We start from the raw sequence: 24,406 nt of genomic DNA on the forward strand, positions 1-24,406 counted from the left end.
CACCGTGCTCGGCCTGGGACTGCTCCCGCTGCTCACCCTGGTGGTGGCCGCGCTGCTGGCGGGCTTCTCCAAGACCGCCCTCAGCGGCGTGGCCGCCGTCGGCGTGGCCCTGTTCGCCGCGGTGCTCCCCGCCAAGGAGTCCACCGGCGCCCTGCTGCCCCTCCTGCTGGCCGGCGACCTCATCGCCGTACGCGCCTACCGCCGGCACGCCGACCGTCCCACCCTGCTCCGTCTCTTCCCCTCCGTCGCGGCGGGCGTCCTCCTCGGCGTCGTGTTCACGGCCGTCGCCGACGACACCCTCGTACGCCGCACCATCGGCGTCCTGCTGCTCTCGATCACGGTCCACCACGTGTGGCAACGGCGGGCGAAGTGGCTCCGGAGCGGGCGCCCGCCCCGCTCCACTTCACGGACCGAGGAGGCTTCGCCCCGTTCAAGTGCCGAGGGGGCTTCGCCTCAGGGCGCAGTGCCCACCGCCTCTCAGGGCGCAGCGGCCACCGCCCCTCAGGGAGCTGCGCATGCCGCCACCCCTCAGGGAGCTGCGCACGCGGCCCCCACAGAGGCCCACGGCACCCTCCGCACCAGGGCGGCCGCGGCGCCCACCCCCGCACACCCCTCCCCCACCACCGGCCGTACCCGCACCGCCCTTTACGGCCTCATGGCCGGCTTCGCCACCATGGTCGCGAACGCGGGCGGCCCGGCGATGTCCCTCTACCTGCTCGCCTCAGGCCTCGGCGTGCTCGGCTTCCTCGGGACGGCGGCGTGGTTCTTCTTCCTGGTGAACGCCTTCAAGCTGCCCTTCAGCGCCGGCCTGGGCCTGCTCACCCCGGACGTCCTCCTGCTGGACGCCGTCCTGCTCCCCGCCGTCCTGCTCGGTGCCCACCTCGGCCGCCGCTGCATCCACCGCATCGACCTGCCCCTCTTCACCCGGCTCACCCTTCTCCTCACCACGCTCGCCGGCCTCAACCTGCTCCGCTGACCGGGGCGCCGGGCGCCCCAGCGCCACGTGCTGCACCAGGGCCGTCGCGCCGCAGACGACGGCGGAGAGGCCGATGCTGAGGGCCAGGGCGGGCACGAAGGAGCGGGTGGCGGTGGTGCCGAGGTAGCCGATGCCCACCGAGTACGACGCCCAGAGCGTCTCGGCGATGGCGCAGCCGAGGAGGTAGCGGCGCACCGGGTACCGGACGAGGCCGGTGACGAGCGCGGCGGCGACCCGCCCTGCCGGGAGGAAGCGGACGCCCGCCACGAAGGGCACGCCGTACCGGTCGACGAGCACGGACGTCCGTTGCAGGAACGCCCGGCGGCGCGGGCGGCGGTTCGCCCAGGCGCGTACCGGGCGTGCGAAGCGCCGCGCGGCCAGGTGGAGCAGCAGGTCGCCGAGGAGCGCGCTGCCGGCGACGACGGAGAGGACGAGGGCCAGGTGGAGGTCGCCGTCGGCGGCGAGGACGCCGGCCCAGGCGAGCAGCGCGGCGTTGAGTACCAGTGGTGGCGCGGTGGTCAGCGCCAGCAGTCCGTACATGGCGAGCGCGTTCACTGCGGCCCCGCCTCCTCCGCCCTGCGTCCCCTCCGCCCTGCGTCCCCTCCCCCGTGCGTCCCGGTCCCGTCATTTCCGGGCCACTTGCGTCCCGTCCGAACCGTTCCCGTCCCATCCGAACGGTGCCGGTCCCCGTCCTTCCGAACCGTTCCGGTGCCGTCCTTCCGGGCCGTTTCCGTCCCACGCGAACGGTTTCGGTCTCCTCCTGTCCGGTCCGGGCTTTTCCTGTCCTTCCAGACTCGTCCCGGGGCTGCCGGACGGCAATGTTTCCGGCGCGGTGGGAGGGTTTTGCCGTGTATACCCCATAGGGGTATACAGTGGACTCAGGAACCACGAAACACTCACCGTCACCCGGCACAAGGAGAGTCCCATGACCGCACCGGCCGACCAGCCCGTCACCACCACCTACAAGGTCACCGGCATGACCTGCGGTCACTGCGAAGGCGCGGTGAAGGAGGAGATCTCGGAGATCGCCGGCGTCAGCTCGGTCGAGGCCGCCGCCGCGACCGGTCTCGTCACCGTCGTCTCGCAGGCCCCGCTCGACGAGGAGGCCGTGCGCGCCGCCGTCGACGAGGCCGGCTACGAGCTCGTGGGCCAGGCCTGATCCCATGCCGGACACCACGTCGCAGGCGCAGGTCGAGCTGGCCATCGGCGGCATGACCTGCGCCTCGTGCGCCGCGCGCGTGGAGAAGAAGCTCAACCGGATGGAGGGCGTCACCGCCACCGTCAACTACGCGACGGAGAAGGCGAAGGTCGCCTACGACTCCGGTGTGGAGATCGCCGATCTCATCGCCACCGTGGAGCGGACCGGTTACACGGCGCGCGAGCCGGAGCCCGAGCCGCCGGCCCCCGCCCCGGACTCGGACGACGAGCGCGCGGCCGGCTCCGAGGGCGACCCGGATCACGCGCTGTCGGCGCTGCGGCAGCGGCTGATCGTGTCGGCGGTACTCGCCGCGCCCGTCGTCGCGCTGTCGATGATCCCCGCCCTCCAGTTCGACAACTGGCAGTGGCTCTGCCTGACGCTGGCCGCGCCGGTCGTCGTCTGGGGCGCGTACCCCTTCCACCGGGCGGCCTGGACGAACCTTCGCCACGGCGCCGCCACGATGGACACCCTGGTCTCCCTCGGCACGCTGGCCGCGTTCGGCTGGTCGCTGTGGGCACTGTTCTTCGGGGACGCCGGGATGCCGGGGATGCGGCACGGCTTCGACCTGACGGCCGGCGGCGGGGACGGCTCCTCGGCGATCTACCTGGAGGCGGCGGCCGGCGTCACGGCGTTCCTGCTGCTCGGGCGCTATCTGGAGGCCCGTTCCAAGCGGAAGGCGGGCGCGGCGCTGCGCGCGCTGATGGAGCTGGGCGCCAAGGACGTGACGGTCCTGCGGAACGGCCGGGAGGTACGGGAGCCGGTGGACCGGCTGGCCGTCGGCGACCGGTTCGTCGTACGGCCCGGGGAGAAGATCGCCACCGACGGCACCGTGCTGCAGGGCGCGTCGGCCGTGGACGCCTCGATGCTCACCGGCGAGTCCGTACCGGTCGACGTGGGCCCGGGTGACGCGGTGGCGGGCGCGACCGTGAACACCGCAGGCCGGCTGGTCGTCGAGGCCACCCGCGTCGGCGCCGACACCCGGCTCGCGGGGATGGCGCGGCTGGTGGAGGACGCGCAGAGCGGCAAGGCCGAGGCGCAGCGGCTCGCGGACCGGATCTCCGCCGTCTTCGTGCCGGTGGTGCTGGTGATCGCCCTCGCGACGCTCGTCGTGCGGCTGCTGGTGACGGGGGACGCCACCCTGTCGTTCACGGCGGCGGTCGCGGTCCTGATCATCGCCTGCCCGTGCGCGCTGGGGCTGGCGACGCCGACCGCGCTGATGGTGGGTACGGGCCGGGGCGCCCAGCTCGGCATCCTGATCAAGGGGCCCGAGGTGCTGGAGTCCACCCGGCGGGTCGACACGGTCGTCCTGGACAAGACCGGCACGGTCACCACCGGGCGGATGAGCCTGTACGAGGCGGTCCCGGCGGCGGACACGGACGAGAAGGCGCTGCTGCGGCTCGCAGGCGCCCTGGAGCACGCGTCCGAGCATCCGGTGGCCCGCGCCGTCGCGGAGGGCGCCCAGGAGCGCGTGGGGGACCTTCCCGCGGTCGAGCGTTTCGAGAACGTACCGGGCCTTGGCGTGCGCGGCACGGTGGACGGCCACGAGGTCGTGGTGGGGCGGGAACGGCTGCTGGCCGGGGACCCGGGCACCGCGGCTCCAACGACCCCTGGCGGCGGCTTCGAAGGCACGGGCCTGCCCGCCGAGCTCGCCGACGCCCGGGACCGCGCCGAGGCCGCGGGGCGTACGGCCGTCCTGGTCGCGTGGGACGGGCGGGCGCGTGGCGTGCTGTCCGTCGCCGACACCGTGAAGGACGGCAGTGCGGAGGCGGTGACGCGGCTGCGGGCGCTCGGCCTGACGCCCGTCCTGCTCACCGGCGACAACGAGGCCGTGGCGGCGAGCGTCGCCCGTGCGGTGGGCATCGCGGCGGACCAGGTGTTCGCCGAGGTCATGCCGGAGGACAAGGTCGCGGTCGTCCGGCGGCTCCAGGAGCGGGGCCGGTCGGTGGCCATGGTCGGGGACGGCGTGAACGACGCCGCCGCGCTGGCCCAGGCCGATCTGGGGCTGGCCCTCGGCACCGGTACGGACGCGGCCATCGAGGCCGGCGATCTCACGCTCGTCCGCGGGGATCTGCGCGTGGCTGCCGACGCCATCCGGCTCGCGCGGCGTACGCTCGGCACCATCAAGGGCAATCTGTTCTGGGCGTTCGGCTACAACGTCGCGGCGATCCCGCTCGCGGTGGCCGGGCTGCTGGACCCGATGATCGCGGGCGCCGCGATGGCGTTCTCGTCGGTGTTCGTGGTGACGAACAGCCTGCGGCTGCGGTCCTTCCGGTAGCGCCCGGCGCGATGCCCCGGGAGGACGTCCCGCGGGGGTGCGGAATTCCCGCCCCCGCCCGGAAATCCCGTGGGGTTCTTCACGGATTGGGGACCTTCACACAGTTCTCACAACCCGCACCGCACCCATACACTGGGGCCCCGATCTCCTGATCGAGTCCCTTGACCGTATTCACCCGATATGGCAAGAGACCCAGATCACAGAGGTTCGGACGTAACCATTCGAGGGGGTCGTGAGTCTAACCGTGCAGTACAAGCACCCCGGCGGGGCTTGTACTCGACAACCGGACCGGTCTTGGGGGACTTCGTCCGGTTACGCGTAGCCGGGGCGACGTGCCCGGGGAGCTTTGAGCGGCCCTCCCGTACGTGCGCGTCCCGGCAGATCGCGTAAGGCAGTAGCGCAGGGTGCCCTCAATGGACGCCCGGACGGATCCCGTGGGGGGAATCCGAACCGGGAAAGGGAAGCGCCCCCCGCTCCGGACCCGTGGGGGGATCTGGAGCGAGGGGCGCTTTCCGCTTTCGCGACGCCTTCGCCTTCATGACACTTCGGCCTTCGCGACGTTTCCGTCTTCACGACGCGGGGCCACGGCCGCCGGCCGGGCCCTGACGGCCGGGGAGCCCGCCGGGCTCGTGGCCGCCGCACGCAGGAGACCGGCCCGCCCTGCGGACCGGTCTGCGGAGCGTCCGGTGTCAGCGCTGCTCGACCGGGACGAAGTCGCGCTCGACCACGCCGGTGTAGATCTGGCGCGGACGGCCGATGCGGGAGCCCGGCTCCTTGATCATCTCGTGCCACTGGGCGATCCAGCCGGGGAGCCGGCCGAGCGCGAAGAGCACGGTGAACATCTCGGTCGGGAAGCCCATGGCCCGGTAGATCAGGCCGGTGTAGAAGTCCACGTTCGGGTAGAGCTTGCGCTCGACGAAGTAGTCGTCGGCCAGCGCGTGCTCCTCGAGCTTCAGCGCGATGTCCAGCAGCTCGTCGGACTTGCCGAGCGCGGAGAGGACGTCGTGCGCCGCCGCCTTGATGATCTTCGCCCGGGGATCGAAGTTCTTGTAGACGCGGTGCCCGAAGCCCATGAGCTTCACGCCGTCTTCCTTGTTCTTCACCTTGCGGATGAAGGTGTCGACGTCGCCGCCGTCGCGCTGGATGCCCTCCAGCATCTCCAGCACGGACTGGTTGGCGCCGCCGTGCAGCGGGCCCCACAGCGCGTTGATGCCGGCGGAGATCGAGGCGAAGAGGTTCGCCTGCGAGGAGCCGACCAGGCGCACGGTCGACGTCGAGCAGTTCTGCTCGTGGTCGGCGTGCAGGATCAGCAGCTTGTCCAGGGCGCTGGTGACGACCGGGTCCAGCTCGTACTCGGCGGCGGGCACCGAGAAGGTCATGCGCAGGAAGTTCTCGACGTAGCCGAGGTCGTTCCGCGGGTAGACGACCGGGTGGCCGACCGACTTCTTGTACGCGTACGCCGCGATCGTCGGCAGCTTGGCCAGCAGGCGGATGCTGGAGAGGTACCGCTGCTGCTCGTCGAACGGGTTGTGGCTGTCCTGGTAGAAGGTGGACAGCGCGCTGACGACCGAGGACAGCATGGCCATCGGGTGGGCGTCCCGCGGGAAGCCGTCGTAGAAGCGCTTGACGTCCTCGTGGAGCAGCGTGTGGTACGTGATGTCCTGCTTGAAGGACGACAGCTCATCGACGGTCGGCAGCTCGCCGTTGATGAGCAGGTACGCGGTCTCGATGAACGAGCTGCGCTCCGCGAGCTGCTCGATCGGGTAACCGCGGTACCGGAGAATGCCCGCTTCACCGTCGAGATAGGTGATCGCGGATTTATACGCGGCCGTGTTGCCGTAACCGGAATCCAGGGTCACCAGACCGGTCTGTGCGCGCAGCTTCGAGATGTCGAAGCCCTTGTCGCCGACGCTGCTGTCGACGACCGGGTAGCTGTATTCGCCGTCCCCGTAACGCAGTACTACAGAGTTGTCGCTCACGTCATCCCTCACCGACGTTGTGCCTCTTCTTCGAGGTGCCCTGACTGCCTATACCTTCCCCCATTTGGACCTTGCCTGTGCACTCGGGGTCGGCCATAGGGCCTTAACGCGGCACTCAGTGCCGCCCAGCTGCCCCATCTTGCTCCCCTTCGCCCCAAAGGGGAAAGGGGTGACACCTCACATCGTGCCGCCAAGCCGGTGATCCAGCGCGGTGTGCCTGCGACCCGCCGATATCGTCCGCACCGCTTGGCCCAGGGCCTTGCGGGACCCCACCAGCACCACCAATCGCTTTGCCCGGGTAACTGCCGTATAGAGAAGATTGCGCTGCAGCATCATCCACGCCCCTGTCGTGACAGGAATCACCACTGCCGGGTACTCACTTCCCTGCGAACGGTGGATCGTCACCGCGTACGCGTGGGCCAATTCGTCCAGCTCGTCGAAGTCGTACGGCACCTCCTCGTCCTCGTCGGTGCGGACCGTCAGGCGCTGCTCCTCGACGCTGAGGGAGGTCACCACGCCGACCGTGCCGTTGAAGACGCCGTTGCGGCCCTTCTCGTAGTTGTTCCGTATCTGGGTGACCTTGTCGCCCACGCGGAAAACCCGGCCGCCGAACCGGCGCTCGGGGAGGTCGGGGCGCGCCGGGGTGACCGCCTGCTGCAGGAGGCCGTTCAGCGCCCCGGCACCGGCCGGGCCGCGGTGCATCGGGGCCAGCACCTGGACGTCCCGGCGCGGGTCCAGGCCGAACTTCGCGGGAATCCGCCGGGCCGCCACGTCGACCGTCAGCCGCCCGGCCTCCTCGGTGCCCTCCTCCGGGAAGAGGAAGAAGTCCGCCAGCCCGGTCGTGACCGGCGGGGTGCCGGCGTTGATGCGGTGCGCGTTGGTCACCACGCCCGAATGCTGTGCCTGCCGGAAGATCCGGGTCAGCCGTACGGCCGGCACCGGGCCGCCCTCCGCGAGCAGGTCGCGCAGCACCTCACCGGCCCCCACGGACGGCAGCTGGTCGACATCGCCCACGAGGAGCAGGTGGGCGCCCGGGGGCACGGCCTTGACCAGCTTGTTGGCGAGCAGGAGGTCCAGCATCGACGCCTCGTCGACCACCACCAGGTCGGCGTCCAGCGGGCGGTCCTGGTCGTACGCGGCGTCCCCGCCGGGCTTCAGCTCCAGCAGCCGGTGCACCGTGGCGGCCTCCGCGCCGGTCAGCTCCGAGAGCCGCTTGGCGGCCCGTCCGGTCGGCGCCGCCAGCACCACCTTCGCCTTCTTGGCGCGGGCCAGCTCCACCACCGAGCGGACCGTGAAGGACTTGCCGCAGCCGGGGCCGCCGGTGAGCACGGCGACCTTCTCGGTCAGCGCCAGCTTCACGGCCGCCTCCTGCTCGGGCGCGAGCTGCGCCCCCGTGCGGTCCGCGAGCCACGCCAGCGCCTTGTCCCAGGCGACGTCGCGGAAGGCCGGCATCCGGTCCTCCTCGGTGCGCAGGAGCCGCCGCAGCCGCCCGGCCAGGGACAGCTCGGCGCGGTGGAAGGGGACCAGGTAGACGGCTGTCACGGGGTCCCCGCCGTCCGGCGCCGGCACCGTCTCCCGTACGACGCCCTCCGGGTCCGCCGCCAGCTCCGCCAGGCACTCGATCACCAGGCCGGTGTCGACCTGGAGCAGCTTCACGGAGTCGGCGATCAGCTGCTCCTCGGGCAGGAAGCAGTGCCCCTGGTCGGTGGACTGGGACAGCGCGTACTGCAGGCCGGCCTTCACCCGGTCCGGGCTGTCGTGCGGGATGCCGACCGACTGGGCGATGCGGTCCGCGGTCAGGAAGCCGATGCCCCAGACGTCGGCCGCGAGGCGGTACGGCTGGTTGCGTACGACGGAGATGGAGGCGTCGCCGTACTTCTTGTAGATGCGCACCGCGATGGAGGTCGACACCCCGACACCCTGGAGGAAGACCATGACCTCCTTGATGGCCTTCTGCTCCTCCCAGGCCGCGCCGATCATCTTCGTCCGCTTCGGGCCGAGCCCCGGCACCTCGATGAGCCGCTTCGGGTCCTGCTCGATGACGTCGAGGGTGTCCGTGCCGAAGTGCTCGGTGATGCGGTCGGCGATGCGCGGGCCGATGCCCTTGATCAGGCCGGAGCCGAGGTAGCGGCGGATGCCCTGGACGGTGGCGGGCAGGACCGTCCGGTAGTTCTCGACGGTGAACTGGCGGCCGTACTGGGGGTGGGAGCCCCAGCGGCCCTCCATGCGCAGCGATTCGCCGGGCTGGGCGCCGAGCAGCGCGCCGACGACCGTCAGCAGGTCGTTGCCACCGCGGCCGGTGTCGACGCGCGCGACGGTATAGCCGTTCTCCTCGTTGGCGTAGGTGATCCGCTCCAGGACGCCTTCGACGACGGCAAGTCCTCCGGGATGTCCGGGCCCTCCCCCGTGCGATCGCTGCATGGTCCGACGGTACCGCCGGGGTCGGACACGGCCCGGGGGCCTGTGGAAAACCCGGTTCCGGTCCGCACGGCCGGTGCCGGAGCGGTCACTTCGAGGGGCCCGGCGCTGCCGGGCCCCTCGATTCCCCCCTCGGGTTCCCCCTCCTCATCGGCGCCCGGTCATCCCCCCGGAACTCCCCCCACGGGCACTGATGCCCTGTACGACCCTCCACGGGGCGGAACGGTTGCGTCGTTCCGCTCCTCTTTCGGCGCAGTTCTTGTCACGGCCCGCGCCCGGACGCACGGCGCACACGGCGCGTTCACCGCCGCCACGAGCCCCGCGCACGCCCGGCTCCTCACGGGCCTACGCGTGTCCCGCCGGCGGCGGTGCGCGTCACGTCTCCGGCAGTACGTGCTTCCGGTAGCGGGCGATCACCTCGGCCAGCACCTCGGCCCCGTCCCGCGCCCACAGGGCCGGGTTGAAGATCTCGACCTCGATGGGACCGGTGTGCCCCGCCGCCTCGGTCCGCTCACGGAACCACCGCAGGTCCACGGCGCCGTCCCCGAGCTGCCCGCGGCCCAGCAGGACGCCTTCGGGCAGCGGCGTCACCCAGTCCGCGAGCTGGAACGCCGCGAGCCGCCCGCCGCGCCCCGCCCGGTCGATCCCCGCCCCTGCCGTGTCGTCCCACCACAGGTGGTACGTGTCCACGACCACCCCGACCTGCTCGGCGGGGAACCGTTCGGCGAGGTCCAGCGCTTGGGCGAGCGTGGAGACGACACAGCGGTCCGACGCATACATCGGGTGCAGCGGCTCGATCGCCAGCCGTACGCCCCGCTCCGCGGCGTACGGCCCCAGCTCGGCCAGTGCCTCGGCGACCCGCTCCCGGGCACCCCGCAGGTCGCGGCTGCCGGGCGGGAGCCCGCCGGACACCAGCACGAGCGTGTCCGTGCCGAGCGCCGCAGCCTCGTCGACCGCGGCACGGTTGTCGTCCAGCGCTGCGGCGCGCGCTTCGGGGTCGGCGGCGGTGAAGAAGCCGCCGCGGCACAGGCTGGTGACGGTCAGTCCGGCGTCCCGTACGAGCTTCGCGGCCGCCTCGACGCCGTACTTCTGTACCGGCTCGCGCCACAGGCCCACGTGGCGCAGCCCGGCCGCCGCACAGCCGTCCGCGAGCTCCGGGAGCGACCACTGCTTGACGGTCTCCTGGTTGAGACTGAGGCGCGCGAGATCGTCCCGCGTTCCGGGGCCGGTCATGCGTCTCCTCCGAGTACGGCGGTCAGCTTCGCCATGCGGTCGCGGGCCAGCTCGGGGTCGGGGAACAGACCGAGCCCGTCGGCCAGTTCGTACGCCCGGCGCAGGTGGGGCAGGGAGCGGGCGGACTGCAGGCCGCCGGCCATCGTGAAGTGCGACTGGTGGCCCGAGAGCCAGGCGAGCAGCACCACGCCGGTCTTGTAGTAGCGGGTCGGCGCTTCGAAGAGGTGCCGCGACAGCTCCACCGTCGGGTCGAGCACCTTGTGGAACGCGGTGGTGTCCCCCGTGTCGAGCAGTCGCACCGCCTCGGCGGCCAGCGGCGCGAGCGGATCGAAGATGCCCAGCAGGGCGTGGCTGAAGCCGCGTTGATCACCGGCGATCAGTTCGGGGTAGTGGAAGTCGTCCCCCGTGTAGCAACGCACCCCGTCCGGTAGGCGGCGGCGGAGCGCGACCTCACGGTCCGCGTCGAGCAGCGAGACCTTCACGCCGTCGACCTTGTCCGGGTGCTCGGCGATGATCTGCAGGAACGTCTCGGTGGCCGCGTCGAGGTCGTCGCTGCCCCAGTAGCCCGCCAGTGCCGGGTCGAACATCGGCCCGAGCCAGTGCAGGATGACCGGCTCGCTGCTCTGCCGGAGCAGGTCGCCGTACAGCTCCCCGTACGCCTCCGGGCCCGTCGCGGCCGCCGCCAGTTGCCGTGATGCCATGAGGATCGGCTGCCCGCCGGCCTCCTCGACGACGGCGAGCTGCTCCTCGTAGGCGTCGCGTACGTCCGACAGGCCCGCACCTCCGGGCGCGAGCTGGTCGGTGCCGACGCCGCAGGCGATCCGGCCGCCGACGGACCGGGCCTCGGCTGCCGACCTCCGGATCAGCTCGGCGGCGGTCGCCCAGTCCAGGCCCATGCCGCGCTGCGCGGTGTCCATGGCCTCGGCGACCCCCAGGCCGTGCGACCAGAGGTGGCGGCGGAAGGCGAGCGTGGCGTCCCAGTCGAGGACGGCCGGCCCGTCGGGGGTGGTGTCGGCGTTCGGGTCGGCGACCACGTGCGCCGCGGCGAAGACGGTACGGGACGTCAAGGGCGCGGCCCCTCGGTGCGCGGCGTTCGCAGGGCCTCCTGGTGCGGCGCTCACAGGCTCAGCTCCGGTACGTCCAGGCGGCGCCCCTGCTCGGCCGAGCGGATGCCCAGCTCGGCCAGTTGTACGCCGCGGGCGCCGGCCATGAGGTCCCACCGCCACGGCTCGTCGAGCACCACGTGGCGCAGGAAGAGCGACCACTGCTCCTTGAAGCCGTTGTCGAACTCGGCGTTGTCGGGGACCTCCTGCCACTGCGTCCTGAAGTCCTCCGTGGCCGGCAGGTCCGGGTTCCAGACCGGCTTCGGGGTCGCCGAACGGTGCTGGACCCGGCAGCGGCGCAGACCCGCGACGGCCGACCCCTCGGTGCCGTCCACCTGGAACTCCACCAGCTCGTCCCGGTTGACGCGCACCGCCCAGGAGGAGTTGATCTGCGCGACCGCGCCGCCCTCCAGCTGGAAGATCCCGTACGCGGCGTCGTCGGCGGTGGCCTCGTACGGCTTGCCCGCCTCGTCCCAGCGGCGCGGGATGTGGGTGGCCAGGTGGGCCTGGACGGTGCGCACGGGCCCGAACAACTCGTGGAGCACGTACTCCCAGTGCGGGAACATGTCCGTCGCGATGCCGCCGCCGTCCTCGGCCCGGTAGTTCCACGAGGGGCGCTGCGCCTCCTGCCAGTCGCCCTCGAAGACCCAGTAGCCGAACTCCCCCCGTACGGACAGGATCTTCCCGAAGAAGCCGCCCTCGACCAGCCGCTTCAGCTTCAGCAGGCCGGGCAGGAAGATCTTGTCCTGGACGACGCCGCTCTTGATGCCGGCCTCGCGGGCCAGGCGCGCCAGTTCGAGGGCGCCGGCCAGCCCGGTGGCGGTGGGCTTCTCCACGTAGAGGTGCTTGCCGGCGGCGATCGCCTTCTTGACCGCCTCCTCTCGTGCGGCGGTGACCTGCGCGTCGAAGTAGATGTCGATGCTGTCGTCGGCCAGCACGGCGTCCAGGTCGGTGGTCCACTCCGTGAGGCCGTGCCGGTCGGCGAGGGCCGCGAGCTTGTGCTCCGCGCGGCCCACCAGGACCGGTTCCGGCCAGATCACCGTGCCCCCGCCCGCGTCCAGGCCGCCCTGCTCGCGCAGGGCGAGGATCGAGCGGAGCAGGTGCTGGCGGTATCCCATACGCCCGGTCACGCCGTTCATGGCGATCCGTACGGTCTTGCGTGTCACAACCCGACCCCTCACATCAACCGGTGGTACCTGTCGCGGCCCACGTGGTCCGCGAACGGACAGCGCACGGGAAAGCGCGGCCGGACGCGTGCGCGGGCACCCCGCGACGTTCGGTCGGCGGTGCCGGACAGGCACGGGCACGCATGGACGCCCAGCGTTCGGAGTTGCTCACCCCGTCCGCATAGAAAGCGCTTTCCATCGCGAGAGAAGCTAGCCTGCGACGCGAGACGCCACAAGAGGGGCGACGCCGTGCGTGGCGCCGCGGGACGGGACGGGGAGCGATCATGACCGTGACACTGGCGGACGTCGCCGCGCGGGCGGGAGTCTCGGCGGCGACCGTCTCGCGCGTGCTGAACAGCAACTACCCGGTGGCCGAGGCCACTCGCGACCGGGTGCTGCGGGCCGTCGCGGAGCTGGAGTACGTCGCGAACGGCCCGGCCAGCGCGCTCGCCGCGGCCACCTCCGACCTGGTCGGCATCCTCGTCAACGACGTCGCCGACCCGTTCTTCGGCGTGCTCGCCAGCGCCGTGCAGACCGAGATGAGCGGCGGCGGCGGACCCGGCGGCGAGAAGCTGGCCGTCGTCTGCAACACCGGCGGCTCCCCGGAGCGCGAGCTGACATACCTCACGCTGCTGCACCGGCAACGGGCCGGCGCCGTGGTGCTGACCGGCGGCGCCGTCGAGGACCCCGTCCACACGGCGGCGCTGGCGGCCCGTATCGCCCGGCTGGCCGCGGCGGGCACCCAGGTCGTGCTGTGCGGCCGCCCGCCCCTGCCGGCGGAGGCGGCCGCGGAGGGCCGCGCGGCAGAGGCGCCGGCGGCGAACGGCCGGCGGGCGGGTGGCCGCGCGGCGGCACGTGCCGTGGAGGCCGGCCCCGCCCCGCTGACCGTCGCGTTCGACAACCGGGGCGGCGCGCGGGCGCTGACGGAGCATCTGATCGAACTGGGCCACCGCCGCATCGGCTGCGTCGCCGGTCCCGAGCGGCTCACCACCACCCGGCACCGGCTGGAGGGCCACCGCGCGGCACTCGCCGCGCACGGCGTCGAGGACGTCCCCGGCCGCACGGTGCACGGCGCCTACGACCGGGCCTCGGGGTACGCGGCGGCGCACGAACTCCTCCGGCGGGACGACCGCCTGACCGCCGTCGTCGCGGCCAACGACACGGTCGCGCTCGGCGTCTGCGCGGCGCTGCGCGAGCGCGGGCTGCGGGTACCCGAGGACGTCTCGGTCGCCGGTTTCGACGATCTGCCGTTCAGCGCGGACGCGGTACCGGCGCTGACGACCGTCCGGCTGCCGCTGGGCAACGCCGGGGCGCTGGCCGGCCGGCTGGCGATGGGCCGGGAGCCGGCGCCGTCAGCCGGCGTCACCCTGCTTTCATCCGAATTGGTGATACGCAATTCGACGGCTCCGCCCTAACCTTGACTCAGTCAAGGTTTTTGGGGGATGCCATGACCGTCCAGGAGTTCCGTCGCTTCAACCGCTTCTACACCAATCTCATCGGCGCGCTCGATTACGGCCGCCACCTCTACAGCCCGTACACCCTCACCGAGGCCCGCCTGCTGTACGAGCTGGCCCACACCGAGGATCAGGTGGACGCCGCGGATCTGCGGGTGGCGCTCTCCCTGGACGCCGGGTACCTCAGCCGCCTGCTGGGCAAGTTCGAGGAGCGCGAGCTGATCACCCGCGGCCGCTCGGAGCAGGACTCGCGCCGCCAGCGCATCGCCCTCACCCCGCACGGCCGGGAGGCGGCGTCGGTGCTGGAGGAGCGGTCGCAGGACACGGCGGGCCGGCTCCTGGACAAGGTGCGGGACCGGGACCGCGCCCGGCTGACGGAGTCCATGGCGACGATCCGCGAAGTCCTCGGCGACACGGACCGGGAACGGGGGCAGAACCGGGAAGAGGGGCAGGGCCCGGAGCGGGGCCGGGTGGAGGGGCCCGGGTGTGGGGCGGAGGCGCCGCCAGCCGCCTCCGGTCGTGTGACGTTGCGGACCACGCGCCCGGGTGACCTGGGCTGGATGGTGCAGCGCAATGCCGAGCTGTACGCGCGCGAGTACGGCTTCGGCCTCTCCTACGAGGCGCTGGTGGCCCGGATCGTCGCCGACTTCGCCGCACACTTCGACCCCCGCTGGGACCGCGCCTGGATCGCCGAGCTGGACGGCAATCGGGCCGGCCAGGTGCTGTGCGTACGGGACGAACCGGAGGACGCGGACGGGGAGAGGGCAGACACGGAGCCCGCGCACGGTGAGGACGGCTCGGGACACGCGACCGGGGACGGGGGCGCGGAGGACCCGCACGGGAAGAGCGCGGACGGGGAGGGGGCGGGACGCATACGCAGGGCCCGGTTGCGGTTGCTGCTCGTGGAGCCGGAGGCGCGGGGGCACGGCATCGGCGAGCGGCTGGTGGCGGCCTGCACGGACTTCGCCCGGGAAGCCGGGTACGACGAGCTGGTGCTGTGGACCAACAGCGTGCTGACGTCCGCCCGGCGGATCTACGAGCGCGCCGGGTTCGAGCTGGTCGCCGAGCGGCCGCACCGCAGTTTCGGGCAGGACCTGGTGGGGCAGGACTGGCGTTTGCCCCTGTGAGGGGCCCGGACGGCGGTTCCGGGGGGGTGGGTGACGAGGTACCGGGTACCGGTGAGTGTCAGAGGCAGAAAACTGGGAGCAGAAAGCGGCGAGCTGCGGGCCGGGAGCTGGAGGCAGGGGCCCCCGGGGGGAGCCGGAGCTTGTCGGGGCTCTCTGGAAGTGCCGTCTCGAAGTGCTGCGAAAGGTAGGGCTGTAGGGCTATGCGATTCGCCTTCTCGACGCTGGGCGTGCCCGGGATGCCGGTGCGCGACGTGATCCGGCTCGCCGTCGACGCCGGGTACCACGGGGTGGAGCTGCGCGCCCATCCGGAGGAACCGGTGCACACGGGGCTGGGCGCTCAGGAGCGTGCCGAGGTGGCCCGGGAGTTCGCGGACGCCGGGGTGGAGATCCTGACCGTCGCCGGGTACGCCAAGGTCGCCGAGGCCCAGGACGAGGCGGGCGAGGCGGCGCTGGCCGACGAGCTGGCGGGGCTGGTCGGACTGGCGGCGGACCTGGGCGCCTCGTACGTACGGGTGTTCCCCGGCGGGGGCGACCGGCCGGCCGCTGAGGCCGACGCGGACGCCGCCCGCCGGCTCGGGGCCGTCGCTCCGCTCGCCGCGGACCGCGGGGTGACCGTGCTGCTGGAGACCCATGACTCGCACCGCACGGGGGCTGCTGCGGCGCAGGTGCTCGGGCCGGTGGGGCACGGGTCGGTCGGGGCGCTGTGGGACGTGATGCACACCTGGCTGGGCGGCGAGGACCCGACCACCACGCAGGCCGTGCTCGCGCCGCATCTGGGCTACGTACAGGTGAAGGACATCGCCTCGGCCGAGGACAGGACGCCGCTGCCGCTCGGCGCCGGGGTGCTGCCGCTGGCCGACTGTTTGGGAACGCTCGTCGGGGACGGCTGGGACGGGTGGCTGTGCTGGGAGTACGAGAAGCGGTGGTACCCGTCGGCGCCCCCGCTCCCCGACCTGCTCCACGCCGGCCGGGAACACCTGGACCACCTGCTGCAGGTGGCCGGGAAGTAGAGCCGCGGGCCGGACGGAACGACGGCTGGGCAGAGGGACAGGGCCCGGCCAAGCTGCGTCGAGGCGGGACGGCGAGGCGGGACAGCGAGGCCAGCCGCACCGGGCCGGGGCGTCGGGCCCGACCGAGCCGTGTCGGGGGCGGGGCGTCAGGGCCGGGCTGAGCAGTGTCCGGGCCGCGGAGCCCGACTGAGCAGCGTCGAGGCAGGGCGGCGAGGCCCAGCTGAGCGGCGTCGGGCGGGACGACGGGCCCGGAAGAGCCGCGCCGGGGCAGGGCGCCAGGCCCCGGCCGAGCCACGTCAAGGCGGGGCCACGGGGCCCGGCTGAGCAGCGCCGGGGCAGGGCGGCGAGGCCCGGCCGAGCAGCGTCGAGGCGGGGCCACGGGGCCCGGCTGAGCAGCGCCGGGGCAGGGCGGCGAGGCCCGGCCGAGCAGCGTCGAGGCGGGGCCCGGGCCCCGCCTGAGCAACGTCCGGGCAGGGCCGCGGGCCCCGACCGAGCCGCGCCGGGGGCGGGGCAGCGAGGCCCGGGTGGGCTGCGCGGGGGGCGGGGCTGCGGGGCCCGGCTGAGCAGTGTTCGGGCGGGGCCCGCGGGGGCCCGACTGAGCAGCGTCGGGGCGGGGCCGCAGGGCCCGGTTGAGCAGCGCCGGAAGCGGGTGGTTGGGGTCGGTGGGACCGGGTGGTAGGTCCACCGAGTGTCAGTGGTACCAATCTGTACCAATCTGGCGGCATGGGGGCGTTCCGGGGAACCCGGCGCGTCGTCGGCCCGTCACAACGACGTGCTGCCGGTGAGTCTCCGCAAAGCGGTGTCGGCCTCGCTGCTGGCTGCGTCGCTGACCACCCTCTCCACCGCCTGCGGCCGGCAGCACACCGCCACCGGCGCACCCCCCTCCTCACGCGCCGGTGGCGGATCTCCCTCCGGCCGGAGCCACCCCCGGCTCCGGCCGTAGCGGCCCCGCCCGGCCCGGCGGGGGGGCGGCCCCCTGACGACTCCTCAGGACCTGATCGACGCGCAGCGCGACTGGAACCGCAGGCACACCGACACGCAGCACGACTGGAACCGCACGTATGCCGCCCTCGCCGCGCGGCCGGTTCATACGCCGGCGCTGCGCCGGCGGCTGCAGCTGCCTCCCCCAGGCAGCCCCACTCACCTGTGGCGCGCGCCCACGCCCTGCTCCAGCACACCCCCGGCTCCGGCGGGTCGTCGCCGCCCCCCGTAACGGCCCCGCTCCCTCCGCCCCCTCCGCACCCCGCCGTCCCCTCCGCAGGCGCCCCCCCGCAGGGCACCCGGCAGGCGCGCCCCTCCGCAAGCGCACCCCTCCCCGGACCGTCGCCGCAAGCCCGGACCGTCGCCGCAAGCCCGAGCCGTCACCGCAAGCCCGAGCCGTCACCGCAAGCCGTCCGGAGCGCTGCCGCGAGGCGTCCGGAGCGCTGCCGCGAGGCGTCTCGGCCGTCGCCGCACGCCACCCGGAGGGCTGCCGCAAGCCGTCTCGGCCGTCACCGCTCGCCGTCCGGAGGGCTGCCGCAGGCCGTTGCGGCCGTCGCCGCGAGCCGTCCCGAGGGCTGTCGCGGGGCGTTGGGAGGGGCGAGTCGTGGCTCAAGTGGTCGGTCACCCGGTTGGCGTGTGGGCATTGACCGGCAATTGTTTTCCGGATATCCGTGTCTCCCTGGCAGTTTCCTTCAATACGCCAATACGCCTGGGCCCGGACGGACCGGAGCGGCCTGTGCCGCGCCCGGGCCCCATGGGGCCACCAGTACCGAGGAAGCCCTCCGAGGAAGCCCTCCGGAAGGAGCGCACATGCACTCCAGACGCCAGTCCGATTCCCGACGCCAGCTCGACTCCAGACGACCGCTGCACTCCAGACGTACCGTCCTGACCGCTGCCGCCGCGGCCGCCGCCGCGGCTGCCACCTCCGCCGGCCCCGCCGGCACCGCGTACGCCGCCCCCGCCACCCCGCGCGGCACGCACGACCGCCTGCGCGCGATCGTCTCCCGCATGAGCCTGGAGGAGAAGGTCGGCCAGCTCTTCGTGATGCGGGTGTACGGGCACTCCGCCACCGACCCGGACCCCGCCGACGTCGAGACGAACCGCAAGGAGATCGGCGTCTCCAACGCCGCCGAGCTGATCGCCAAGTACCACGTCGGCGGCATCATCTACTTCTCCTGGGCGCACAACACCCGCGACCCGCACCAGATCGCCGACCTCTCGAACGGCATCCAGCGGGCGGGCGCCGCCCAGCGGGTCCCCGTGCCGCTGATCATCGCCACGGACCAGGAGCACGGGATAGTGGCTCGCATCGGCGCCCCCGCCACGCTCTTCCCCGGGGCGATGGCCCTGGGGGCGGGCGGCTCGCGCGAGGACGTGGAGACGGTGGGCCGGATCGCCGGCGCCGAGCTGTACGCCATGGGCATCCGCCAGGACTACGCGCCCGACGCCGACGTCAACGTCAACCCGGCGAACCCGGTCATCGGCGTACGGTCCTTCGGCGCCGACCCGCGGGCCGTTGCGCGGTACGTCGCCGCCGAGGTGAAGGGCTTTCAGTCGGCCGGTGTGGCCGCGACGGCCAAGCACTTCCCCGGGCACGGCGACACCGACACCGACAGCCACGTCGGCCTGCCGTACATCCACCACACCGCCGAGGAGTGGGAGCGGCTGGACGCGCCGCCGTTCAAGGCGGCCATCGCGGCGGGCATCGACTCGATCATGACGGCTCATATCGTCGTGCCCGCGTTCGACGCGAGCGAGGACCCCGCCACGCTGTCCCGCCCGATCCTCACGGGCGTGCTCCGCGAGCGCCTCGGCTACCGGGGCGTGGTGGTCACCGACTCGCTCGGCATGGAAGGCGTACGGAAGAAGTACGGCGACGACCGGGTGGCGGTGCTCGCCCTGAAGGCCGGCGTCGACCAGCTGCTGAACCCGCCGGACCTGAAGGCCGCGTACAACGGTGTGCTCACCGCGGTGGACAAGGGCGAGGTCCGCGAACCGGAGATCGACGAGAAGCTGCTGCGCATCCTCGCGATGAAGGAGCGCCGCGGGCTGTTCGCGAACCCGTACACCTCGCGCCGCGCGGTGGACCGTACGGTCGGCACGCGCCGGCATCTGAAGTCCGCCGACCGGATCGCCGACCGCACCACGACGCTGCTGGTCAACGACGGCAAGTTGCTGCCGCTGTCCCGGCACCGGTCCCGCCGGGTCCTGGTCGTCGGCGCCGACCCGGCCGCGCCGTCGGGCACCGGCGGCCCGCCCACCGGCGTGCTCGCCCGCACCCTCGGCGAACTGGGCTTCACCGCCACCGCGCTGTCCACGGGCACCGCGCCCACCAAGGCGCAGACCGACGCGGCGGTGGCGGCGCTGGCCGAGCACGACGCGGTGGTCGTGGCGACGTACAACGTCACCGCGGGGTCGACCCAGCGCGGGCTGGTGCAGGCGCTGCTGGAGTCCGGCAAGCCGGTGGTCCAGCTGGCGATCCGCAACCCGTACGACATCGCGCAGCTCAGCGGCGTGAAGGCGGCGCTGGCGAGCTATTCGTGGACCGATGTGGAGCTGCGCGCCGCGGCCCGGGTGATCGCGGGCCGCCGGGAGCCGAAGGGCCGGCTGCCGGTCCCCGTCATGCGCGCCGACACCCCGAAGAAGGAGCTCTTCCCGATCGGCCACGGCCTGTCGTACTGAGTCGTACCGAGTCGTACTGAGCGGCACCCGTACGGAGGGACACCCGTAGGGAGGGACACCCGTAGGGAGGGACTGGCGCACGGGGGGCAGGCGCACGGGGGGCAGGCGCACAGGCGTCGCTGTCGTGGCCCCGTGATCGCCGGCCCGGCGACGGCGCGTGCCCACGCCCCTCCGTACGGCGGGTATCGCGGGTGTCCGTACCGCATCCCTCGTACCGCGTGCGCAATACGCCGGTCCCGGCTGGCGTGTGCCCGTCACGGCGGGCCACGCTGGGCCGGTATGTCCCGGAACGCCAGAACGCCAGGAGGAGTCCCCGTCCGTGTCCTCGGCTCCGTCCCCGGCTCCGTCCTCCTCTCTGTCCCCGGCTCAGTCCTCGTCTCCGGCTCCGTCCTCGTTTCCGTACTCGCCCTTGCCCTCGTCCTGCTGCTGACCGGTTGTCAGGAGCAGGCCGGTGCCCGGCCGCACGGCGCCGGCGGTGCGCGCCCGAGCGGCATGCTCCCGCCGGGTTACGGTGCGGTGTTCCTGGACCGGGGCGAGTGCAGCACGCGGGGGCGCGGCGCGGCCTTCCACGAGGTGGGCTGCGGGAGCGGGGCCGCCGCGGCGCGGGTGCTGGCGCGGCACTCCGGAGGGCGGGGCGGGGGCGCGCGCTGCCCGGCCCGTACCGACTTCGTGCTGCACATCAGCGAGCACCGGCCGGATGCCGACGAGGACGGCGACGGCTCGGTCCCCCAGGGGTACGCCTGCATGCGCAACCTGCGCGCGCCGCACCCCGGAGATCCCGGCCGGGGCGGCGGCCCGCGTACGGTGCCCGGCGACTGCGTCTACCTGGCCACCGGGCTCCAGGCCCGCGAGACCCCGTGCGGCGGGTCTCGCTCCGGTGAATCGCACTCCGGCCGCTCGCACTCCAACGAGTCGCACTCCGGCGAATCGCGCTCCGGCACGCGCCACCGGCCCGAGTACGAGGTGACGGCGACGGTCCGGGCCCGCTCCTCGTGCCCCTCCGGGACGGCCCTGTACCTCCGGCTCCCCGACCACACCACGGGCTGCGCCCGCCGCCTCGGTCCCGGCTGACGCCCCCGACCGCCTCGGACCGGACTGACGCGCCCGCCGCATCGATCCGGGCCGAAGCGCCCCACCGCCTCGGCCCGGGCCGAAGCGCCCCGCCGCGGCCGCCGGGCCCGCGGCCTCCGGGCCCGCCCCCGGTGTCACCCACCCGTCACCTCTCCCCCGTCTCCCCTCCGCCCGTTTTCCTTTCGCGCGACGGGTTTTCGTGGTGCCATCCCGGTGCCCTGCCCCGCCCCGCCGTGTTCCGAAGGAGTTCCGGTGCCGCGTCCCCGTCCCGTCCCGCCTGCCTCCCTGCCGTCGTCCCGCACGTCCTCCCGCATGTCGTCCCGCGCGTCGTCCCGCACGCTCTCGCCCGCCCTGTCCGCCGTGCTCGTGACCGCGCTCGCCGCGACATTCCTGATCCCCTGCCCGGCCACGCACCGGGCCGAAGCCGGTGCCGAGGCCGGGGCCGGAGCCGGTGCCGGGGCCGGAGCCGGAGCCGGGGCCGGAGCCACGACCCCCGCCGCTTTCGCCCGCTCGGCCCCCGCCGCCCGGACGGACGGCACCACCCGCCCGGACGGCACCACCCGGTCGGCGCGGGCCCCGCAACCGCACACCCTCCCCGCGAAGTTCGCCCTCCCCACCAAATTCACCCTCCCCCCGAATTTCACCGACCGGCGGTACGAGCGGCTCGCGCCCGGCGTCGGCCTGTACGAGGGGACGCTGGCCGGGCGTCCCGGGGCCGATCACTGGACGGTCACCGTGCGGCAGGGCGGCGCGGTGCTGCACGGCCGGGAGGCGGCCGACGGGCTGGCCCGTGCGCTGCGCGCCGCCGGATTCGCGCCGCGGTCCGAGGACGTTCGCTGGCCGGCCGGGGCGCGGCAGCGGGGCACGGTGGGTGTGCGCGTGCGCGTCGGCACGTACGGGGACCAGGGCCGGGCCGACGACGCGCGCACGGCGCTGAAGGCCGCCGGCTTCGACGCGGTGAGCGAGTGGACCGGTGCCGACGGCACCCCTGGTACCGGGCTGGCGCGCGTCAAGGTCGCCGTCATCGATCCCCGGGCCTACACAGGGCGGCTGGACGCCGGTTACGGGGCGGGGGTGGCCGGGCGGGAGAAGGTCAGCGACCTCGCGGCCCGGTCGGACGCGCTGCTCGCGGTGAACGCCGGGTTCTTCGTGATGGAGGGGAAGGACGGCGTACCGGGGGCCGCGGCCGGCATCGCCGCGTACGGCGGGAGGCTGCAGAGCGCCGCGACGAACGGCCGTGTCGCCGCCGTGCTGCGGGGCGACGGCCTGCGTCCCGAGTTCCGGCGGCTGCGGACGGAGCTGGCCGTCACGGCGGGCGGTGCCACGGAGCCGGTGGACGGCATCAACCGGGTGCCGGGGAAGGTGCGCAACTGCGGCGGCACCGGCGGGGACGCGCCCACCGAGCGGCCGCTGCACGACGTGACCTGCACCGACCCGGACGAGATCGTCCGCTTCACATCGGAGCTGGGGGCCGCGACCCCCGCCGGGCCGGGCGTGGAGGCGGTGCTGGACGCCGACGGCCGGGTGCGGGAGCTGCGGCCGCGCGGCGGCCCGGTCCCGGCGGGCGGCTCCGTGCTGGCCGGGACCGGCGCGGGCGAGCGGTGGCTGCGCGCGCACGCCGCGCCCGGCTCCGCGGTGCGGCTGCACGAGCGGATCACCGGCACCGACGGCCGCCCCGTGCGGCTCACCGGCCGCGACGACATCGTCAACGGCGGGCCGCAGCTGGTCCGGGACGGCAAGGTGGCCGTGGACTTCGCGGGCGACGGCATCGAACATCCCGGTGACCGCTCGTTCGGGTACTCCTGGGGCATCAAGCGCAACCCGCGCATGGTGCTCGGCACCGACCGGGCAGGGCGCCTTCTCCTGCTCGCCGTCGAGGGCCGCCGGCCCGGCCGCAGCGACGGGCTCGGCCTGACCGAGGCCGCAGCGCTCATCAGGTCCCTCGGTGCCACCCAGGCGATGAACCTGGACGGCGGCGGCTCCGTGGGCATGGCCGTCGACGGCCGGCTCATCACCACGCCGTCCGACGCCACCGGCGAACGCCCCATCGGCGACGCCCTGTTGCTGCGGCGGTGAGGAAGCCGGACGCGGGGCCCGGTACGGCAGTGGGCCCGGGCGGGGTTGCCGCCCGGGCCCACGCCGGGGATCACGCTGTGCGGAAGCGCCCGTCCCTGCGCAACGCAGGAGCGCTCGTCATGACGCCGCGCCCGTCCCTACGCTGCGCCCGTGCTCACGGACGCAGCAGCGGCATCCGCTGGGTCTGCTGCTTGTCCAGCTTCTTGTTGTACGGGGCCGCCGGCGCCGGCTCGCCCGCCGCGGGCTGCACGCCGGCCCACTTCAGGAGGCGGGCCGTGGCCTTGGTGCGGTCGGCTTCCTTCAGCTTCGCGATGTTGGAGCCGTGGTTGCCGCCGGGGACGGTGAAGACGTAGGAGTCCTTCGCGCCCTTGCCGACCCGGAAGTGCTCCGAACTCCACGGGTCGTACTGCCCGTTGACGAACATCATCTGCTGGGCGTGGTGGCGCACCCAGCGGTCCACGTCCGGCATGGCCTTCTTGTCGAAGGACATGGGGATGTCGCGCGGGACGAAGGTACGGGAGTTGTTGATGCCCGGGTAGCGGAGCAGGTCCGCGACGTTCGGGTACTGGTAGCCGGGTTCACCGAGCTGGGTGCCCGCCTGGTAGTAGTACGGCAGGTAGGGCTCCATGCCCTGGTCGGTGTAGCTGCTGAAGCCGCCGACCTTGTCCATCCAGGCCCACAGCGCGTCCGTGGTGGCCGTCGGCTTCGGGACCTCGGCGCAGGCGGTGGCGGCGGGCTGGTACTGCCAGAAGCCGAAGACCAGGTCGGTGACCATGATTTCGTACGCGCGGTCGGTGTTCCCGGCGAGCTTGAAGGTCCAGCCCTCGGCGTCGGCCTTCTTCTGGAAGCGGTCGACCATCTCGCCGCGGCGCTTCAGTGCCTCGCGCTCGACCGCGGCGAGGTCCTTGCGGCACTGGGCGGTGCCGACGGTGGCGAAGAAGCGGTCGTAGGCGGAGTCCTCGTCGTTGACCACGTCGTTGGGCGCGACGTAGGCGACGGTGCCGTTCATGTCGTGCGGGTGGAAGCGGCGGTAGTAGGTCGCCGTCATGCCGCCCTTGCTGCCGCCGGTGGCGATCCAGTTCTTGGCGTAGACCGGCTTCAGCGCGCGGAAGATGCGGTGCTGGTCGGCGGCGGCCTGCTGGATGTCCAGCTTCTTCCAGTCCGCGGGCTTCGGCCGGGACGGGGTGAAGTAGCGGTACTCCATGGAGACCTGGTTGCCGTCGATGAGCTTGGTGGGCTCACTGCGGGTCGGCTCGGTGGAGACGTTGTAGCCGGAGGTGAAGAAGACGGTGGGGCGGTCCGTCGACTTGTGCAGCACGGTGATGCGCTGCTGGAAGGTGCCCTTGCCCGGATGCCGGTGGTCGACCGGCTGGGTGTAGTTCAGGACGAAGTAGCGGTAGCCGTCGACCGGCTTCTCCTGGACGAGGCTCATTCCCGGTATCGCGAGGAGGCGGTCCTTGATGTCCGTCTCCGCGCGGCTGCCCGCGGTCGTACCGGTCGGCCCGGCGACGGTGGCCGCCCCTGCCGTGGCGGTTCCCGCGCCGAGCGTGCCTATGAGCACGACGAGCGACAACAGCCATCTGAGCGTTCTGCGCATGCGCCCTCCCCTGGGGTTCGCAAAGGTCGCGCTGAACCTATCGGTACGGCCTGCCACCGA

Annotated in this window: 15 protein-coding genes and 1 pseudogene; 9 read left to right on the forward strand and 7 right to left on the reverse strand. The window is 73.3% G+C overall.

Annotation, left to right across the window (positions count from 1 at the left end):
* Positions 1-4: 4 nt before the first annotated feature.
* Positions 5-976, forward strand: coding sequence for a TSUP family transporter (locus ACZ6WH_RS28230; protein WP_469731654.1), 972 nt, complete (start codon positions 5-7; stop codon positions 974-976).
* Positions 977-1,159: 183 nt separating this feature from the next.
* Here ACZ6WH_RS28230 and ACZ6WH_RS28235 read toward each other — a convergent pair.
* Positions 1,160-1,516: pseudogene (locus ACZ6WH_RS28235) on the reverse strand (DedA family protein); the annotation flags it as partial.
* 385 nt (positions 1,517-1,901) lie between these two features.
* Here ACZ6WH_RS28235 and ACZ6WH_RS28240 point away from each other — a divergent pair.
* A complete protein-coding gene (locus tag ACZ6WH_RS28240) occupies positions 1,902-2,135 on the forward strand; it encodes a heavy-metal-associated domain-containing protein (RefSeq protein ID WP_052866971.1) in 234 nt (77 codons plus the stop codon).
* Positions 2,136-2,139: 4 nt separating this feature from the next.
* Complete coding sequence (locus ACZ6WH_RS28245; protein ID WP_469731657.1) at positions 2,140-4,449, forward strand: heavy metal translocating P-type ATPase; 2,310 nt, start codon at positions 2,140-2,142, stop codon at positions 4,447-4,449.
* 689 nt (positions 4,450-5,138) lie between these two features.
* On the opposite strand, the gene ACZ6WH_RS28250 is transcribed toward ACZ6WH_RS28245, so the two are convergent.
* From ACZ6WH_RS28250 to ACZ6WH_RS28270, 5 genes are all read right to left on the reverse strand, one after another.
* The gene (locus ACZ6WH_RS28250; RefSeq protein ID WP_469731659.1) at positions 5,139-6,428 is read right to left on the reverse strand and encodes a citrate synthase; all 1,290 of its coding nucleotides are present in this window, start codon (positions 6,426-6,428) and stop codon (positions 5,139-5,141) included.
* Between the two features lie 177 nt (positions 6,429-6,605).
* Positions 6,606-8,849 carry an SF1B family DNA helicase RecD2 gene (gene recD2, locus ACZ6WH_RS28255; protein ID WP_469731661.1) on the reverse strand — a complete coding sequence of 748 codons (2,244 nt, stop codon included), beginning with the start codon at positions 8,847-8,849 and terminating at the stop codon, positions 6,606-6,608.
* A 372-nt stretch (positions 8,850-9,221) separates the two neighbouring features.
* Positions 9,222-10,079, reverse strand: a complete 858-nt coding sequence (locus ACZ6WH_RS28260) for a sugar phosphate isomerase/epimerase family protein (protein ID WP_469731663.1) — start codon at positions 10,077-10,079, stop codon at positions 9,222-9,224.
* Positions 10,076-11,200, reverse strand: a complete 1,125-nt coding sequence (locus ACZ6WH_RS28265) for a dihydrodipicolinate synthase family protein (RefSeq protein WP_469731665.1) — start codon at positions 11,198-11,200, stop codon at positions 10,076-10,078. Before ACZ6WH_RS28265 ends, ACZ6WH_RS28260 begins: the two co-directional genes overlap by 4 nt.
* Positions 11,197-12,348, reverse strand: coding sequence for a Gfo/Idh/MocA family protein (locus ACZ6WH_RS28270; RefSeq protein ID WP_432854614.1), 1,152 nt, complete (start codon positions 12,346-12,348; stop codon positions 11,197-11,199). Before ACZ6WH_RS28270 ends, ACZ6WH_RS28265 begins: the two co-directional genes overlap by 4 nt.
* Positions 12,349-12,632: 284 nt before the next feature.
* Between ACZ6WH_RS28270 and ACZ6WH_RS28275 the strand changes: the two genes are divergently transcribed.
* The 6 genes from ACZ6WH_RS28275 to ACZ6WH_RS28300 all read left to right on the forward strand — a co-directional run bounded on the left by ACZ6WH_RS28275 (position 12,633) and on the right by ACZ6WH_RS28300 (position 22,749).
* Positions 12,633-13,763 carry a LacI family DNA-binding transcriptional regulator gene (locus tag ACZ6WH_RS28275; RefSeq protein ID WP_469731667.1) on the forward strand — a complete coding sequence of 377 codons (1,131 nt, stop codon included), beginning with the start codon at positions 12,633-12,635 and terminating at the stop codon, positions 13,761-13,763.
* A gap of 32 nt (positions 13,764-13,795) precedes the next feature.
* Positions 13,796-14,929, forward strand: a complete 1,134-nt coding sequence (locus ACZ6WH_RS28280) for a GNAT family N-acetyltransferase (protein ID WP_469731669.1) — start codon at positions 13,796-13,798, stop codon at positions 14,927-14,929.
* Between the two features lie 200 nt (positions 14,930-15,129).
* Positions 15,130-15,939, forward strand: a complete 810-nt coding sequence (locus ACZ6WH_RS28285; RefSeq protein ID WP_469731671.1) for a sugar phosphate isomerase/epimerase family protein — start codon at positions 15,130-15,132, stop codon at positions 15,937-15,939.
* A gap of 1,791 nt (positions 15,940-17,730) precedes the next feature.
* Positions 17,731-19,602, forward strand: a complete 1,872-nt coding sequence (locus ACZ6WH_RS28290; RefSeq protein ID WP_469731672.1) for a glycoside hydrolase family 3 protein — start codon at positions 17,731-17,733, stop codon at positions 19,600-19,602.
* A gap of 279 nt (positions 19,603-19,881) precedes the next feature.
* The gene (locus ACZ6WH_RS28295) at positions 19,882-20,673 is read left to right on the forward strand and encodes a hypothetical protein (protein WP_469731674.1); all 792 of its coding nucleotides are present in this window, start codon (positions 19,882-19,884) and stop codon (positions 20,671-20,673) included.
* 252 nt (positions 20,674-20,925) lie between these two features.
* Positions 20,926-22,749, forward strand: a complete 1,824-nt coding sequence (locus tag ACZ6WH_RS28300; RefSeq protein ID WP_469731675.1) for a phosphodiester glycosidase family protein — start codon at positions 20,926-20,928, stop codon at positions 22,747-22,749.
* A gap of 154 nt (positions 22,750-22,903) precedes the next feature.
* Here ACZ6WH_RS28300 and ACZ6WH_RS28305 read toward each other — a convergent pair whose 3' ends face one another.
* Entirely contained in the window at positions 22,904-24,346 is a 1,443-nt protein-coding gene (locus ACZ6WH_RS28305) for a S28 family serine protease (RefSeq protein ID WP_469731677.1), read from the reverse strand.
* Between the last annotated feature and the right edge of the window lie 60 nt (positions 24,347-24,406).

This window comes from Streptomyces sp. NPDC050806 (assembly GCF_055586425.1).